The organism is Lishizhenia tianjinensis, from assembly GCF_900116425.1.
GTDB lineage: Bacteria > Bacteroidota > Bacteroidia > Flavobacteriales_D > Crocinitomicaceae > Lishizhenia > Lishizhenia tianjinensis.
Genome location: NZ_FPAS01000005.1, coordinates 15,487 through 31,285 on the forward strand (window position 1 = coordinate 15,487; position 15,799 = coordinate 31,285).

The following is a 15,799-nucleotide window of genomic DNA, read 5'->3' on the forward strand; positions in this document are numbered from 1 at the left end:
ATGGAAAAAAGTGTAATATTTTGGGCCTTGGTGGTAACCGCGTTTGTATTACTACTCAGCATATTCAGTTTAGGAAATGCCATGAAAGTGTACATCAAGAGCGATACCTTCAAGCAAAAAGTAAATAAAATAAAAGAAAACAATACCCTTAAAACTTTGTTGCTACTCCTTGCTTTCGTAGCAACAAGTACAGGGACCTTTGCACAAGATGCCGCACCAGCAGTAGAAGAGGCAAGTTTTTATACTTCTACAAAAATCTACATCCTTTTGGCCATAGATTTAGCCTTGGTTGCCTTCTTGGTGTACTACAGAACCTTCTTCAATAAGTTGATACACATCGACAAGAAAGAAGAAGACGAAGCGCCTGTTCAAGAATTTGTAAAAGAAAGAGCGAGCAAGCTTACGCAAATCTTAACAGATACTGTTCCTGTAGAAGAGGAAGAAAGCATTTTGATGGACCACGAATACGATGGCATCCAGGAGTTGGACAACAACTTACCACCATGGTGGATCTACGGTTTCTACTTAAGTATCATCGCCGGTGTACTTTACTTATTGAACTACCACGTTTTCAAAATCTCTCCTTTGCAAGAGGAAGCCTACCAAACTGAGGTTAAAGAAGCCAAAATTGCAGTGGATTTATACTTGAAAGAACAAGCCTTGAACGTGGATGAAAACAGCGTAACGGTATTAACAGATGACGTTGATATTTCTAAAGGTAGAATGTTGTTTAACCAATACTGTATCGCTTGTCACAAAGAAGGCGGAGGTGGAGACGTTGGTCCAAACTTAACAGATGATTACTGGATACACGGAGGTACAATCAACGATGTATTCAAGACGATAAAATACGGAGCCCAAAACGGGATGAAGAGCTGGAAAGACGAATTAAATCCAGTACAAATGCAACAAGTTGCTTCATACATCAAGTCTTTGCGAGGAACAAATCCTCCAAACGCCAAGGAGCCTCAAGGGGACTTGTATGTAGAAGAAGGAACAGCTGAAGCGGAAACAACAGAAGAAGCTGCAGTTGAAGTTGCAGACACCTTAAATGTAGAGTAATGGCACAAGAGGAGTTTAGAGACAAAATCGCTACTGTAGACGCACAGGGTAAACGCATTTGGATATTTCCTAAAAAGCCAAGTGGAAAGTTCTACTCGAAGCGAAAGATATTGAGTTACTTCCTGCTCTTGCTCCTCTTTGCTATACCCTTTATTAAGATAGATGGAGAGCCTTTTTTACTCTTCAACATTATTGAGCGAAAATTCAGCATTTTTGGTCAGGTTTTCTGGCCACAAGATCTTTATCTCTTCGCCTTGAGCATGTTGGTAATGATTTTATTCATTGTTGTTTTTACCGTAATATTTGGTCGACTTTTCTGTGGTTGGATTTGTCCGCAAACCATCTTCATGGAAATGGTATTCAGAAGAATAGAATACTGGATAGAAGGTGATTACAAAGCGCAAAAAAAGTTAGCCAACAGTGAATGGAATAGAGAAAAGATTTGGAAACGCAGTTTAAAATACAGCATCTTCTTTGGTATTTCTTTCATCATTGCCAACACTTTTTTAGCGTACATCATCGGGTACGAACAAGTTTGGGAAATTGCCACGACTTCTCCTTCTGAGCACATCGTTGGTTTCATAGCTATATTGATTTTCACTTTCATCTTCTTTATGGTGTTTTTGAAATTGAGAGAGCAGGTGTGTACAACGATTTGTCCTTACGGAAGATTACAAGGCGTACTCTTAGACAGCAAATCTTTAAACGTTATTTACGATTACAAACGCGGTGAAAACAGAGCCAAGTTCAACAAAAAAGTAGACCGTAAAGAAGCCGGACAAGGAGATTGTATAGACTGTAACCAGTGTGTAAATGTTTGTCCAACAGGTATAGACATCAGAAACGGAATACAATTGGAATGCATCAACTGTACCGCTTGTATAGACGCATGTGATTTCATGATGGAGAAAACCAATCAGCCCACAGGTTTGATTCGTTACGACTCTGAAGACGGTGTATCTAAAAAGGAGAATTTTAAATTTACGCCACGTGTAATTGCTTATACCATCGTCTTGGTTGGCTTATTAGGACTGCTCACAACCCTATTGATGTTGCGAAGTGATTTTGAGGTGACGCTACTCCGTACACGTGGAACATTGTTTGAGCAAAATGAAGCAGGTGAGATATACAACATCTACGATATCAACATCATCAACAAAACCAACAAAGACCTTCCGGTTCATTTCGAAATCATTGGTCATGAAGGAAGAATACAAATGGTGGGAGATGATATTACACTAAAAGCCAGAGATGCAGCAAAATCTAAGTTTATCATTTACATAGAACCGAAAGATTTAACCCAACTCAAAACCGACCTTGAGATAGGAATTTACGAGGGTGAAGAGTTGGTAGAAACAGTAAGTACAACATTTATAGCACCAAGAATATGAAGTTTACATGGGGATGGGGAATAGCATTATTTTTAATGGGTTTTATGGCCTATATCTTATCTATGGTATTCCAAGCGCAGAAGGTTCAAACCGATTTATATGCCGAAGATTACTACGCACAAGAAGTTAATTTTCAGCAAACTTTAAACGCAAAAGCACGTGCCGTTGTTTATAAAGACAGTATACGTGTTGAGCAAAATGAAACAGGAATTAAAATCAGTTTTCCGCAAGCTTTGGCAGGAAAGGAAAACACGAAAGTGAATTTATATAGGGCCAACAATGCACAGTTGGACCTTAATTTTAAAGCTCCACAGAACAACTTTATTTGGATAGCTAGCGAAGACTTGATCAAAGGTAACTACCAGTTAAAAGTGCAATGGGAAGCTGAAAACGAAGAATATTTAGTAGAAAAAAACATTTATTACTAGAATGCTCTGGACTGCATTAACATTAGGACTCATTAGTAATCTTCACTGCCTTGGTATGTGTGGACCTATCGCCCTTGCCCTACCTGTAGGGAACATGCAGCCATTGCAAAAATTCATTTCCATTTTCACGTATAATTTTGGTAGAATTACGGTCTATACCCTACTCGGTTTGGTTCTAGGATTTTTCGGAAGCTCTTTAAAACTCATAGGTTTCTTACAAGGTTTTAGTATACTGGCTGGAATAGCTTTAATACTCATCGGTTTAAGTGAATTCGGAATCTTAAAATTTAAGTTGCAGCACGTAGGTTTTAAAGCCTTGAATCAATTGAAAGGAAAGTTTGCCCAACTCTTACAGAAAAGAAGTTTAGACGCCTTCTTTATGATGGGGATTTTCAATGGTTTACTCCCCTGTGGTATGGTTTACTCGGCGTTGATTGCCTCTTTGGTAATGGGAAGCGTGCAGGGCGGTGCTACGTACATGTTCCTTTATGGAATAGGAACTTTACCCGTGATGTTCTTTCTACCCTTCTTTAAAAGCTTCTTTCATTTCAAGGCCAAGCGCTATTTAAAAATACTCATTCCAGCCTCTTTTATACTCATAGGAGGATTACTAGTACTGCGAGGAGCAAACTTAGGGATACCCTATATGAGTCCTGCCCTCCAAGAACAAATCGGGGTGCTACCCGCAAATCAAATTAACTGTCATTAACATGCATACTTTTCTCTTTAAATATCTAGTTTTCGGACCTATATCCAGCAGAAGACTGGGCAGATCCTTAGGCCTTAACATTTTGCCCAAAGAGCACAAACTTTGCAATTTCGATTGTGTGTACTGTGAGTGCGGTGAAGACCATGAAAAACATCAAAATGTAAAATTCCCAACGGTAGAAGACATCATTGAAGAATTGCTTTTAAAGTGCCAAATGCTCAACGATAGAGGTATAGAAATAGACACCATAAGCTTTGCTGGAAATGGTGAACCAACACTTCATCCCGACTTTGAGGAGATCATGTACTCGGTAAAAACAGTGAGGGATCTATTGTTGCCCAAAGCAAAAATTGCGGTATTAAACAATGCCACTATGCTACACAAACGTCAGGTTAAAAAGGCATTGGATATTGCGGATTACTCGATTTGCAAACTCGATGCTGGAGACGAAAAAAGTTTTCAGTTAATCAACAGACCTTTGGGGAATTTGACCTATGAAAAAGTAAAAGAAAACTTGAGAAACTACGGCAATAAACTCATCATACAAAGTTTGTTTTTCAAAGGAAAAAACGCCAATGAAAAGTTGGGGAATTACAAAGACGAAGAAATAGAAAAATACCTTCAAGAGGTAGTTGAAATACAACCCGAGAGTGTAATGCTTTACAGTTTGGATAGAACTACAGCCGTTCCCGATTTAGAAGCGGTAAGTATTGCTCAATTAAAAACCATCGCCCAACGTTTAAATCAATTAGGAATTACTGCAACCGTAGCATAAAATGAGTGAATTAATACGCAAATACAACCAACCTGGACCTAGATATACAAGTTACCCCACAGTTCCTTTTTGGAAGGATATGGACATCGATAAGGAAGCTTGGAAAAAGAGTTTGGTAGAAGCCTTTAAAGTAAGACGCAACAAAGAGGTTAGTTTATACATACACCTCCCGTTTTGCGAGCAACTCTGTACCTTTTGTGGCTGTCATAAACGCATCACAAAAAACCATGCGGTGGAAGAACCCTATTTACTTACAGTTTTAAAAGAATGGCAATTGTACACCTTCTTTCTTGGAGAGGACATGGTGATAAAGGAAATTCATTTAGGAGGAGGAACACCTACTTTTTTCCAACCCGAAAATTTAGAAAGACTTATTCAGGGCATACGCGCACTTAGTTTATTTGACCCAAACGTGAGTTTAAGCTTTGAGGCGCACCCCAACAACACTACGGAAGAACACCTTAAAACTTTTAGAGAACTAGGTTTTAATCGTTTAAGTTTTGGAATACAAGATTACGATCCGAAGGTGCAAAAAACCATTAACAGAATTCAATCTTTCGAGCAGGTTCAATCTGTACATCAATTGGCTTTGGATTATGGTTTCACTTCTGTGAGTCATGACATTATCTACGGTTTACCTCATCAAACCTTGGAGAGTATACAAGATACGATAGCTAAAACAGCGCAGTTAAGACCCCACCGTATTTCCTTCTACAGTTATGCACATGTTCCCTGGATCAAAGGTGTTGGTCAACGCGGTTACAGCGAAGACGACCTTCCTAAAAACGAAGAGAAGCAAGCCTTATACGAATATGGAAAAGCAGAATTATTGAAATTAGGCTATGAAGAAATAGGGATGGATCACTTTGCTTTACCGGAGGATGAATTGTCTATTGCCCATCACAAGGGTGAACTTCACCGCAACTTTATGGGCTATACAACGCAAAGTACAGAAGTGATGATAGGTTTGGGTATGTCGGCCATCTCCGATGCTTGGGGAGCCTTTGCACAGAACGACAAACACGTTGAAGATTATCAAGCGACAATCAACAGCGGTGAATTAGCCGTTTTTAGAGGTCATTTTTTAAGCGAAGAAGACGAAATCGTGCGTAGACTCATCTTAGATTTGATGTGTAGGTATAAAGCCTCTATTCCAGCTCAAATTGCAGAAAGTGAATTTATCAATCAAGAGTTGCTTCAAGAACTTATCAGCGATGAACTTATACATTACAAGGGTAATGAATTAGAAATTTTGGAAAAAGGAAAACCCTTTCTTCGCAATGTTTGCATGTGTTTCGATTTGAAACTCAACCAACGCGAAAAAAGGGAGCAATTATTTAGTTCTACGATATAATATCCTTCGAATAACTTAGATGAATAATCCGTTTTGCATGGCGTACATCACCAATCCAACACGAGATTTTACACCTAATTTATCAAAAACAGATGCTCTGTAGTTATCTATGGTTTTCACGCTTAAACACATTTTGTCAGCGATTTTATCATAGGTATCTTCAGAGCAAGCTAATTCTATAAAGCGCAATTCTTTAGGGTTTAAAGCATCTTGTTTTTCCAATTCAGACTTGTCACCGTTAATGGTTCCTATCAATTGAGAGGTCATCTGTTCTGTATAATGAAAACCTTTGTCCACCATATCAATAATCGCACGCTCTAACTCCTCAGGATCTACATCTTTTGAGATATAACCTTTGATACCCAAACGCAACATTTTTAATAGAGAAGTATCATCATCATTCATGGTCACCACCAAAAGTTTCATTTTTGGATACAACTCCTTTAATTGCTTAACGGTTTGAAAACCATCCATTACGGGCATGTTAATATCCACTAAGGCTAAATCGGGAATGATTTGGTTTTCTAACTGCTCTAAGAAATGTTTTCCATGATCCGCTTCGCAAACCACTGTAAAATTTGAATTGATGTTTTGGATTAAGTTGGCTAATCCACTTCTAAAAAGTTTATGATCGTCTACTACAGCGATGTTAATGTTTTCCATTTTATATACTAATTTGATAGGTTGTACCCTTACCTGGAACTGATTTTAAATCAAAACTTCCTCCGATAAATTTACACCTTTCTTTGATATTTAATATTCCTGAACCCAAATTGACTTCCTCCAAGACAAAACCTTTACCATTGTCTTCTATACGAATGAAACTGTCGTTTTCATCCATCTTAATGGTGATAAAAACTTCGGTGGCTTCTGCGTGTTTGATTACGTTGTTGAGAATTTCCTGCACCATACGATACATGAAAATTTCTTTATCCTTATCAATCTCAACATCTTCAGTAGGTAGTTCGAGATGTATTTTTAACTCGCCCGCTTTTTCGTAGCGATCTACATCCATTTTAATCATACCAAATAACCCGAAACGATTTAGATTTTCTCCCTTTAAACTTACAGACAATGATCGAATATCCTGAATGTGCTGTTTAATTAACTCCGTGGATTGTTTAAGATTTTCTTCTCCACCTTCATCTACATGTTTGGTTAACAGACTTAAGTTCATCTTTATTAAAGAAGCAACTTGCCCGAAATTATCATGCAACTCTCTTGAGATTGTGGTCAATGTTTCTTCCTTCATCTCTATTTGAGCTTGAAGTACCGCTTGTTTAAATTGTTCCCTTTCCAACTCAAAAACCTCTTGTTTTCTTCTGTACAGAATAATAAAGTAGATAATGAATACCAACAAGGAAATGACCAGTAGCGTACCGGTAATTACAGAAAATATTATTACGAATTGATCAGACATAAAGTAAAAAATCACATCAAGCAGTGTGCTCTAAATTGGTCTTAATATAGTTAAACTAAATCTTTCTTTTTTAGGCTAGCGAAAATTCTAATGTAACTAGAAATTCATTTTAACCACGTAATACTTAGTGACCTCTTATTAATTGACCGTTCTGACTTGATAAGTGTTACACTCTTTAGAGCAAGCATGTCCCAAACCAACGTAATTCCCACTTATTACCCCATCTTTCATTTGTCCAACTGAGAAGTTCAAATGTCTTGGTACTGTATTTCCTTTCGCCGGAGAAAGCACAGGAATAAACACAAACACATCTTTCTTATTCTCTTCTGTGGTTGTTTTATCCAAACCTAAAAAGTCCAAAAATTCTTTCGTAAAATTAACTGAAGTAATTTTTTCACCATTGGGTAACACCAAGACTTCCTCTCCAGACAGAACCGCTTGTTTCAAATCCTCATTTAACTGTACAGGATTTGGCGTCTCATCAAAACTGTTAACGTCTTTTGAACTTATGGGCAAAGTAACAGGATGCTGAGATGAAGGCATCATAGCATCAAGGTTTACCGTTAAATTCTTTATGGGAGAAAGATACACCTCCATCTTCGCTACTTCAGTAGTTCCTGTACATGCAAGTGTTAAACAGAGTTCTTTCGCCTTTTGAAGGGCAAGTCCTATCTCTTCTCTAGAAAAAGCATAAGCCCTTATGAAATTGCCATAAGCATCAAAAAATAAATCATTAGAACTTACATTTTGATACATATGTATAGACTTTTGAATTTGGACAGGGGATAAATTTACAGTTGGAATTTCCATGGTATCTATTTGGTAGGTCCAAATGTAAGCGCTAGTAAGTGGCTTTGTTCATAATCCGATAAAATACAGGCATAAACATGCATGAAAAGGGGGGAAATCCCCTAACGATTTCAGGCTCTCCCCTTGGGCTAAAAACTTAAAGGCTTAGCATCTTTGTGTCATATATAATTGAGAACTTATATAATACGCATTTTACTAACCACTCCAAGCGGCATTGATGATCATCAATGCCGCTTGTTTTTTATCCCTTTTTCCCCTCTACAAGTATTTTCGGTTTTAAAAATATAATGTACAGCATCACGGTATACCCCATGTCCAAGCAAATGGTGGAAAGATCAAAAACCATCAACCTGTATTCAATTAATATTTCCAAAGGAAGTTTGTACAATACCGGTCTAAAGGATAAGGACCAGAATTTCACACAGTAGATCAATACGTTGGCAAATGAAAAAAGGAATACTGGATTTTTAGCGAGCGGAATATAACTCGGACTTTCCATCAATTGGACAAAGCTCAACAAACACAGCACGATGGTATAGATGCAAAAGATAGCAACAGACAAAAAAGGAAATGAATAATCCCTCGAAAATACAGACGGATTAAAAATTATCAAGAATAAAAATCCCAAGCTCACCCAATAAAAGCGCTTTTCTCCTTTGGGCGAAAACTTTAAATACAGAGAAAAAATAAGATAATTCAATGCATAGAGAAAAACAGTAATGAGCAAATAGTTAAAGCGATTATTGATCTCCAGCACTCTGAAGAACATCATTGTTGATTCTAACAAAAACACACCTAAAAAAAGCAAGTTGATAAACCGAGCCATGCGCGTTAATTTAGGGAAATGAATTAGACCGTATAAGACTCCTGTTAATAAGACAAAGTTGTAGTAAAAATACTGAACACTAAGTTGATCTAAGTAGTAATAAAGGAGGGAAACAGCTACGAACAAGGTTAAATCTAACCCTAGAAATCGTTGAATACTTTGAACGCGTTGCAGTAGCATAAGGAGCTGATTTACTCAAAGATATAAGATTTCAGGTAAATGTTCGGTTTATTTGACAGAAGACATAAAGATGATGATTATTGACAAAACCTTAAGGAAGAAACCTTGGGCTATCAATGCATTGACTTCGAACTTATCATCAAATTTCATTATTTAAAAAATCACTCTATTTACTCCCTCCGCTTGGGTGCATAATCAAAGTACTTGTTTGAATTGGACATTAAGCACCAGCTTTAGGGCCGCTGTTTTCTTTAGGGAAGTGTTTGATTTCAAGGCTTAACGCATAAGCTATCAAGAAATAACCTATAATTTGAATTAGAATATGAAAAGTATGAAAGACAAACCTGTATTGAAAAAGAAAATCTTTTGGAAATTTAGAGTAAACAGGTAAGAAAGATATGACCCAAAACAGGGTGCTATAAATCAGTAAATTGCCTAACGAATACACAAATAGAGTATCCTTTTTTAAGGGAGTTAGCTTGGGTCTATCAAATAGGGCATACATGTAACACAAGGAAAACAACACGTTAATTAGGCACAAAAAAGAAATCGAAATTTTCGGTGTGAAGATTAACCCTAGGTTTACCAGGTAATCTAGAACAGATACACTAACCCCTAATAAGGTCACAATTACCAATATCTTATTTGTTAAAATTGAATTTAATACGGAATTGGTATAGAGCATCCAATTTAAAACGAGGCCGGCGATGGATAATAGCGTATAGATTAAGAGAATTCCAACATCATCCAAGGTAAACAAAAGCTGTTGTCCGCTTATTTCTGCAAACAATACAAAGAATAAATACAGCAATAAAGCCTTTCCACGTAGAGATAACTTTTTAAACTGAAAAACCCCGTAAGCTAAAGATGAAACCAGAACAAGTAAGTAAACCAAAAATGGAACTGATTTATTGAACAGCCAGAATTGATTAATATCTAAAACACCTAAGATTGCAAGGAGACTAGCAACGATAAAAATCTTATGATACTTGAATACTTTCATCATGCTGCTTTTATATATGCTTTCTTCAAAAGTTTGAATTCTACTCCTTGGGTTTGTTAATATCCATATAAAGATCATAAACAATAATCGTATAGCTTAAAAGATACCACATTTTTAGTTTCTAAAATGCCAAGTAAACATATCAGAATCACATGAAGAACACTTCGTGTATTTCTTTTAAAAAAACAGACTTACACTCATTTTGCTATCGTACCCACCAAAACCATCAATAAATCAGAATATTCAACAGTTAGTCTACTTCTATAGTTAAACTCAATTTCCCTCCAGTTGAACAGGTTCCTTTTTATCTCCATATAACAGAATAAATACAAATACGCAATAAGCTATTTCCATTATATAATTTGAAAAATTGAAGAGTAAGAACTTATATTTCAACATGATTTCCATAGGCAATTTATGCAGTACGGGACGAAAAGACACATTCCAAAACTTCAAAGAATACATTACAAGTGTAGCTACTGAAAACAAGAATACAGGATTAATCCATAATCTGGTTTTAATAGGTACTTCTATTAAATGATAGGGTGTATATAAAGACATTGAAATGACGTAAATACAAAACAAGCTGACAGCAATTGATGGAAAACCTGATAGATTCCAATGGTATATCATTATACTTAAAAAAAGACTTGCAACTAGCAGTGAAAAAAGATTAAGCCCTTTTTTTTGTTTCCCAATTTGTTCTAAAAACTGACTAAAAATTAAGTGATGAAGTAGAAGGAGAAAAAATAATAACAAAAAATAATACAAAGGAACTAACAGCTTTAACTCAACCAGTATCAACACTCCTAATTCAGATAAAAAAACTCCCAAAAATAAAATGGTGACTAATTTTAAAATTTTAGATCTCTTTTTGTATTGCGTAATCCCAATAATGAATCCACTAAGTAGTGTTAGATTATATACCAAACTATGGACGGAAAGGAAATATATATTTACCCCAATATGATCTAAGTAAAAAGCTATAACTAAAAAACTTAAACTAATAGATACAAACAAACTCCCTTTCATTCTAATAAACTAAGTTTTCAAAATTAATCGAAGATGAATAAAGTATGAACTAGTTTTATTAACTAGTTCATACCCTCAGTTTTACATAAATACGTTTTGATATCCATTACATTTTGTTGGACAAAGTTCTGAGAAATCAAAAATATCACCCGACACTATACCATCATTAACGTAAGCTAATGCAAAAGTTAAATAAGGTTTTTGTGTTAAACTATCCACAGGTCTTATCATAGGAATAAAAGCGAAGGTATCATTTTTATTCTCTGATGTTGGTTGATCTTGAAGATTCAAACCTTCTATCATTGCTCTTGTAAAATTATAACCTTTCACTTTTTTGTCTGATGCTAAATGCAAGGGTTTTGGTTCAGCATCATTGATGTAATTATTGTACATATTCGTAAAATCAGCTGCCGTAACTGTTTTACCATCTGGATTTTTAGCGTTGTTTGTATTAAAAGTTAAAGGAGCAGACAAAGGAGTTGAGCTACTCACATACAAAGCGTTTACATCTATTATTCCGTTATCTACCCTACACAAAACTAAGTTCAAGAAATCCATGGATGCACCAGGGTAAGTACTTAATGCCGAAACCATAAAATACTCACTTGTCGCACTACTTCCTAACGCTTCAAATAATTCTTGTCTTGTAAAAATATGCCCGGTAATTTTGTCATCATTTGGATCTACAAAATTTGCACTTGTACCATTGGCAACATAATCCTGTACTTCAGGTTTAATAGTTGATAAATTAACTAATCCCATACTTGGTTATTTATTGATTTAAAATTTAATTGTTTGAACGGTAACTTGGTTACCTTGTAGCAGTAGTTTATAGATGGTTTTGTATTCGTGATCTCCAATCTTTTCTTGCGGTCTTTTTCCACCAAAGTGTTCTATCATCGGTAATAATATATCGCCATGTCCACATACAGCGCTTACTTGAGCCTTGTTTTGTTGAATATCATCAACAACTTGTTCCCAAGCTTCCCATTCGTATAAATTTAAGTGGGCTTTTGTACTATCCAACAAAGGATTGATAGTCATTAGGTTTCTAATATACTTGGTACTATAAACCTCTTCCAGTTTACTGTCTTTCAAAAGTTCACTAATCTGCAGCGCCTGTTTTTCTCCTTCTAGTGTTAAAGCAGGATTCTTTTCTGTACTGTCTAACACCTTCTCTGCGTGCCTAAATAAATAAACCGTTTTCGTTGAAGATAAATTTGAACAAGATGTTAGAAATAACAGGTTCAGTAGCAGTAAAATAACGAAAGGAGATTTTAGTTTATTCATACCATGAAATTAGAATTTCATTTTAAATCTAAGCCTATCCCTCGTACTTTTTTGTGCAATTTTGGAGAGGGCAAAAGCAGTTAATTGAAGTACTCTTGGGTATCCTCCACTTGTAGCCGCATCTTTCATAAGGATGATTAATTTTCCTCCCGAAGTTAGTTGTACCGTGCCTGGTATTACCGGACTCGATAAAATTTCGGGTATATCATTGGCAAGGCTTTCCTCCAATTGGTAGCCCATTCTGTTGTTGAGATTAGCAATAGTAAAAGTTGAATTAAACAACTCCTCCTTTTGTTGCTCAGATAAATGATCATATTCAGGTCCTGGTGTAACCTCTACTTCTTCGGAAAACAAATCTGCATTTACGACCACATTTCCATATTTATCTAAGAAATTAGCTTGAGGTAAGTAGTTTAATTTATCCCCTTGATCACACCTAATTTTTTCGGTAATTCCACTAAACCAACTTCTACAACCATACTGCTCTGGTGTTTGAAAACCACCTTTAATGGCCATGTACAATCGTATACCTTTTTGGCAATACCCTACCTTTACTTCGCTTTGGGCAGTTATCGCATAAGCTTTGTTCAACTCAATTTTTTCACCGTTAATTTTTACTTCAGCTTTTGCCCCAGAAAAGGCAATAACTGCCGCTTTTTCAAAATGCATGTGCGGACCAATTTGGGTGATCTCTAATACGGCATCACTGGTTTTATTATTCACCAAGGCATTAGCAATTTGTGCTGAAAAATCATCCATACAACCTGAAGAAGGAATTCCTTTATTGCGGTATTTCCATCTTCCTTGATCTTGTACAGAGGTATAAAAACCAGGTTTGATAAATGTTAGCATGGTACAGATTTTAGCTTATAATTTTGTTGATCAGCCTCCTTTTTTATGAATTCAAATTCTTGTGGTGAAACGGCAATAAACTTGAGATAATCTCCGGGTTGTATTCCATTTTCTTCTCTCAAATTGAGTTGGAGCATATCCACGGGAGTATTTCCAATAATGTTCCATCCTCCGGGTGATTCAACAGGGTAAATCCCCGTTTGTTGTCCCCCTAGCCCCACAGCTCCTCTTGGCGTAATTTTGCGCGGAATAGCCTTGCGCGGAATGTGTAATTTTTCATCCAAACCTCCGAGGTAACAGAAGCCGGGCAAAAAGCCCATGAAGTACACCAAATAAGTAGACGAAGTATGCAATTCTATCACTTCCTCTTTACTCAAGCCATTCTTTAAGCAAACCTCGGGCATGTCTAAAGCATAAGGTTTCTCATAACAAACAGGTATGTACCATGTTTGCCTATTCTTCAACCCCAAATCCAACACACTTTCATTTACAAAAAAGAGTATCTCTTTCTCATCTTCGGCACTGGGCTCCTCTAAAAACTGCAATAAAATACTGTTGTAGGCATTCTGCGTAAAAGCCAAACGCTTTTCGTATTTCTCTTGTAGGGCATTTTGGAAATTAAGCACCTCCATGAGTATACTTTCTTTGATTTCATTGGGCCAGGTCAACAAGAGTCCATGACTACCATATCTTTTGCAGCTCACTTTCATACTACTTCAATTTGACCGTTGTGTTCCCAAGCTGTTCGCAGGTAATGCAGTACATCTTTTGCATTAGGATTATCACCATGTATACAAAAAGTTTCGCCGTGCATCTCTATGGTTTTACCACTCTTTGTAGTTACCTGTTGGTTCAAAGCTATACTTTCTATCTGCATCAAAATATCCAAAGGATTATGCAATACTGCTCCTGATTTTGTTCTCTTCACCAAACCTCCGGATTTGTTATAGGCTCTATCTCCAAAAGCTTCGTTTAAAAAGCGAACACCTCTCTCCAGAGCAACATTTTCCATCACACTGTTAAAGGGAACGTATAGTTGATAATCTGAAAACACGCGGTTACAGGCATCTATGAAAACATGAACCGTTACGGCGTCTTCGGCTGCTTTGTTGTAAAGTGCGCCATGCGCTTTGATATGATTCAACTCCATGCCTTCCTCTTCCATAACTGCCTTAAACTCTTCAAGCTGACTTACGATGCTTTGCTCTAAAGTATCGAAGTCTATATCCATTATTTTTCGTCCAAAATTCTCCTTATCTGGATAAGAAGGATGTGCACCTATGCGCACTCCGAAATGTTTGGCGAGCATCATGCTTTTGCGCATACTTTCGCGGTCACCATAATGGCCACCACAAGCAATGCTACACGAACTCAGAAAGGGCATATACTCCTCTTCCGTTTCTATTCCTTCTCCTACGTCTGCGTTTAAATCAATCAGTATTGTTTCCATTTTATAAAAGTGTGTAAATGCTTTTTAAGCTCATACCGAAAGCGAAAAGGACAACCAATGCACCAAGTATGTTTTGTATGTTAGTATTTCTTTGATTCCCCAGTAAAGCTTTGTTGTTCATCATCCACAATAAAACCACCGCGATTAGTGGTAAAACGATGGCATTGGCAATTTGTGCAAATTGAATGAGTTCTAAGGATTTCAAACCTAAACTAGAAAGCGTAACGCCCACCAATAAAACGAATATCACAACGCCCTTTTCTTGTTTCTCGTTTAAGTTAAAACAACCTTTTGCAACAAACCCGGCTGCCAAAGGTGCTGTAATAGCACTGGTGAGTCCGGCTGCGAACAAACCAAAAGCCAATAAATATTGAGCTATATTTCCATACAAAGGAGCTAGAGAATCGGCCAATTGATGAGGAGCTAGTAATTCTTGCAAACCACTTTCTGCTGCGCTTACGACTATGGCCATAGAAACTAATCCACCCAATATCATGGCGATGAATACATCTCTTTTACTTTTGACTACTCCTTCTTCTCCCTTCCACTTTTTTGCTGCCAAAGAAGCATGGAGGAATAAATTGTAAGGAACCACTGTTGTTCCGATCAAGGCGATTACGGTTAAAAAACTTCCTTCGGGTTGTTGAAAAGTGAAGAGTCCTGCAAAAAACTCTGACCATTGAATATCTGCTATCAGTGCTGTTGAAATAAAAGCTAAACTCATTAAAACAACAAGGGTAAGCAGGAATCTCTCTACGCGAACAAAACTTTTTGATAGCAACAAGAGCAAAGCAATGGTTCCTAAAAGCAGGCTGTAAAAATTAAAGTGAAAGGGTCCGACATCATGCGTTAATGTACCAAAAACACTTGTTAAGCCCATACTACCCCCAGTAATATTCCCTCCTTCGTAGGCTGCATTACCCACAATAATTGCAGCAATACTCACTGCTAAAACGAAATATTTCAAAATGGGATTTGCAATGGATTCACGCATCACCTGCGCCAAACCTTTTTGACTCACCACCCCTAAACGAGCGGCCATTCCTTGAAAGAGGATGCAAATGAACACAGAGAGCAACAGCGCCCACAACAATGCATAAGAAAAGTTCACCCCTGCTTTGGCGCAAACGGTAACTGTACCGGGTCCGATAAAAGCAGCAGCAACTAAGGGACCGGGGCCCAAGTCTTTGAATACATTGATTAGTTTGTTCACCCTT

At 36.9% G+C, this 15,799-nt stretch carries 17 protein-coding genes; 6 read left to right on the forward strand and 11 right to left on the reverse strand.

What is annotated here, in order from left to right; translation table 11 throughout:
• Genes BM327_RS12835 through hemN form a run of 6 tightly spaced genes read left to right on the forward strand, consistent with a single transcriptional unit; the run spans position 1 to position 5,719 of the window.
• Entirely contained in the window at positions 1-1,062 is a 1,062-nt protein-coding gene (locus tag BM327_RS12835; RefSeq protein WP_090251057.1) for a cbb3-type cytochrome c oxidase N-terminal domain-containing protein, read from the forward strand.
• Positions 1,062-2,453 (forward strand): cytochrome c oxidase accessory protein CcoG, encoded by a 1,392-nt coding sequence (gene ccoG / locus BM327_RS12840; protein WP_090251062.1) that lies wholly within the window; start codon positions 1,062-1,064, stop codon positions 2,451-2,453. Before BM327_RS12835 ends, ccoG begins: the two co-directional genes overlap by 1 nt.
• Positions 2,450-2,881: a FixH family protein gene (locus tag BM327_RS12845; RefSeq protein ID WP_090251067.1), complete on the forward strand. Its 432-nt coding sequence runs from the start codon at positions 2,450-2,452 to the stop codon at positions 2,879-2,881. Before ccoG ends, BM327_RS12845 begins: the two co-directional genes overlap by 4 nt.
• A gap of 1 nt (position 2,882) precedes the next feature.
• Positions 2,883-3,590 (forward strand): sulfite exporter TauE/SafE family protein, encoded by a 708-nt coding sequence (locus BM327_RS12850; RefSeq protein WP_090251074.1) that lies wholly within the window; start codon positions 2,883-2,885, stop codon positions 3,588-3,590.
• A 1-nt stretch (position 3,591) separates the two neighbouring features.
• Entirely contained in the window at positions 3,592-4,365 is a 774-nt protein-coding gene (locus BM327_RS12855; protein WP_090251078.1) for a radical SAM protein, read from the forward strand.
• A 1-nt stretch (position 4,366) separates the two neighbouring features.
• Entirely contained in the window at positions 4,367-5,719 is a 1,353-nt protein-coding gene (gene hemN / locus BM327_RS12860; protein WP_090251083.1) for an oxygen-independent coproporphyrinogen III oxidase, read from the forward strand.
• Between the two features lie 15 nt (positions 5,720-5,734).
• Here the strand turns inward: hemN and BM327_RS12865 are convergent, their stop codons facing one another.
• From BM327_RS12865 to BM327_RS12920, 11 genes are all read right to left on the reverse strand, one after another.
• Complete coding sequence (locus BM327_RS12865) at positions 5,735-6,382, reverse strand: response regulator transcription factor (protein WP_090251087.1); 648 nt, start codon at positions 6,380-6,382, stop codon at positions 5,735-5,737.
• A 1-nt stretch (position 6,383) separates the two neighbouring features.
• A complete protein-coding gene (locus BM327_RS12870; protein WP_090251090.1) occupies positions 6,384-7,139 on the reverse strand; it encodes a sensor histidine kinase in 756 nt (251 codons plus the stop codon).
• A gap of 138 nt (positions 7,140-7,277) precedes the next feature.
• The gene (locus tag BM327_RS12875; protein WP_139230370.1) at positions 7,278-7,895 is read right to left on the reverse strand and encodes a hypothetical protein; all 618 of its coding nucleotides are present in this window, start codon (positions 7,893-7,895) and stop codon (positions 7,278-7,280) included.
• A gap of 295 nt (positions 7,896-8,190) precedes the next feature.
• Positions 8,191-8,955, reverse strand: coding sequence for a hypothetical protein (locus BM327_RS12880; protein ID WP_090251097.1), 765 nt, complete (start codon positions 8,953-8,955; stop codon positions 8,191-8,193).
• 220 nt (positions 8,956-9,175) lie between these two features.
• The gene (locus BM327_RS12885; RefSeq protein ID WP_139230371.1) at positions 9,176-9,961 is read right to left on the reverse strand and encodes a hypothetical protein; all 786 of its coding nucleotides are present in this window, start codon (positions 9,959-9,961) and stop codon (positions 9,176-9,178) included.
• A 1,110-nt stretch (positions 9,962-11,071) separates the two neighbouring features.
• On the reverse strand, positions 11,072-11,752 hold the full coding sequence (locus BM327_RS12895) for a hypothetical protein (RefSeq protein WP_090251111.1): 681 nt from the start codon (positions 11,750-11,752) through the stop codon (positions 11,072-11,074).
• Positions 11,753-11,770: 18 nt separating this feature from the next.
• Positions 11,771-12,280, reverse strand: a complete 510-nt coding sequence (locus BM327_RS12900; RefSeq protein ID WP_090251114.1) for a histidine phosphatase family protein — start codon at positions 12,278-12,280, stop codon at positions 11,771-11,773.
• A gap of 9 nt (positions 12,281-12,289) precedes the next feature.
• On the reverse strand, positions 12,290-13,132 hold the full coding sequence (locus tag BM327_RS12905) for a 5-oxoprolinase subunit C family protein (protein ID WP_090251118.1): 843 nt from the start codon (positions 13,130-13,132) through the stop codon (positions 12,290-12,292).
• Positions 13,126-13,842, reverse strand: a complete 717-nt coding sequence (gene pxpB, locus BM327_RS12910) for a 5-oxoprolinase subunit PxpB (RefSeq protein WP_090251122.1) — start codon at positions 13,840-13,842, stop codon at positions 13,126-13,128. The genes BM327_RS12905 and pxpB overlap by 7 nt, the downstream gene beginning before the upstream one ends.
• Positions 13,839-14,582, reverse strand: coding sequence for a 5-oxoprolinase subunit PxpA (pxpA, locus tag BM327_RS12915; RefSeq protein WP_090251127.1), 744 nt, complete (start codon positions 14,580-14,582; stop codon positions 13,839-13,841). Before pxpA ends, pxpB begins: the two co-directional genes overlap by 4 nt.
• 1 nt (position 14,583) lies before the next feature.
• Positions 14,584-15,795, reverse strand: a complete 1,212-nt coding sequence (locus BM327_RS12920) for an NRAMP family divalent metal transporter (RefSeq protein ID WP_090251130.1) — start codon at positions 15,793-15,795, stop codon at positions 14,584-14,586.
• Between the last annotated feature and the right edge of the window lie 4 nt (positions 15,796-15,799).

Bases quoted from the DNA above. Each gene is read 5' to 3' on its own strand.
- BM327_RS12835 (WP_090251057.1), top strand. From the start codon at position 1: ATGGAAAAAAGTGTAATATTTTGGGCCTTGGTGGTAACCGCGTTTGTA.
- ccoG (WP_090251062.1), top strand. From the start codon at position 1,062: ATGGCACAAGAGGAGTTTAGAGACAAAATCGCTACTGTAGACGCACAG.
- BM327_RS12845 (WP_090251067.1), top strand. From the start codon at position 2,450: ATGAAGTTTACATGGGGATGGGGAATAGCATTATTTTTAATGGGTTTT.
- BM327_RS12850 (WP_090251074.1), top strand. From the start codon at position 2,883: ATGCTCTGGACTGCATTAACATTAGGACTCATTAGTAATCTTCACTGC.
- BM327_RS12855 (WP_090251078.1), top strand. From the start codon at position 3,592: ATGCATACTTTTCTCTTTAAATATCTAGTTTTCGGACCTATATCCAGC.
- hemN (WP_090251083.1), top strand. From the start codon at position 4,367: ATGAGTGAATTAATACGCAAATACAACCAACCTGGACCTAGATATACA.
- BM327_RS12865 (WP_090251087.1), bottom strand. From the start codon at position 6,382: ATGGAAAACATTAACATCGCTGTAGTAGACGATCATAAACTTTTTAGA.
- BM327_RS12870 (WP_090251090.1), bottom strand. From the start codon at position 7,139: ATGTCTGATCAATTCGTAATAATATTTTCTGTAATTACCGGTACGCTA.
- BM327_RS12875 (WP_139230370.1), bottom strand. From the start codon at position 7,895: ATGTATCAAAATGTAAGTTCTAATGATTTATTTTTTGATGCTTATGGC.
- BM327_RS12880 (WP_090251097.1), bottom strand. From the start codon at position 8,955: ATGCTACTGCAACGCGTTCAAAGTATTCAACGATTTCTAGGGTTAGAT.
- BM327_RS12885 (WP_139230371.1), bottom strand. From the start codon at position 9,961: ATGATGAAAGTATTCAAGTATCATAAGATTTTTATCGTTGCTAGTCTC.
- BM327_RS12895 (WP_090251111.1), bottom strand. From the start codon at position 11,752: ATGGGATTAGTTAATTTATCAACTATTAAACCTGAAGTACAGGATTAT.
- BM327_RS12900 (WP_090251114.1), bottom strand. From the start codon at position 12,280: ATGAATAAACTAAAATCTCCTTTCGTTATTTTACTGCTACTGAACCTG.
- BM327_RS12905 (WP_090251118.1), bottom strand. From the start codon at position 13,132: ATGCTAACATTTATCAAACCTGGTTTTTATACCTCTGTACAAGATCAA.
- pxpB (WP_090251122.1), bottom strand. From the start codon at position 13,842: ATGAAAGTGAGCTGCAAAAGATATGGTAGTCATGGACTCTTGTTGACC.
- pxpA (WP_090251127.1), bottom strand. From the start codon at position 14,582: ATGGAAACAATACTGATTGATTTAAACGCAGACGTAGGAGAAGGAATA.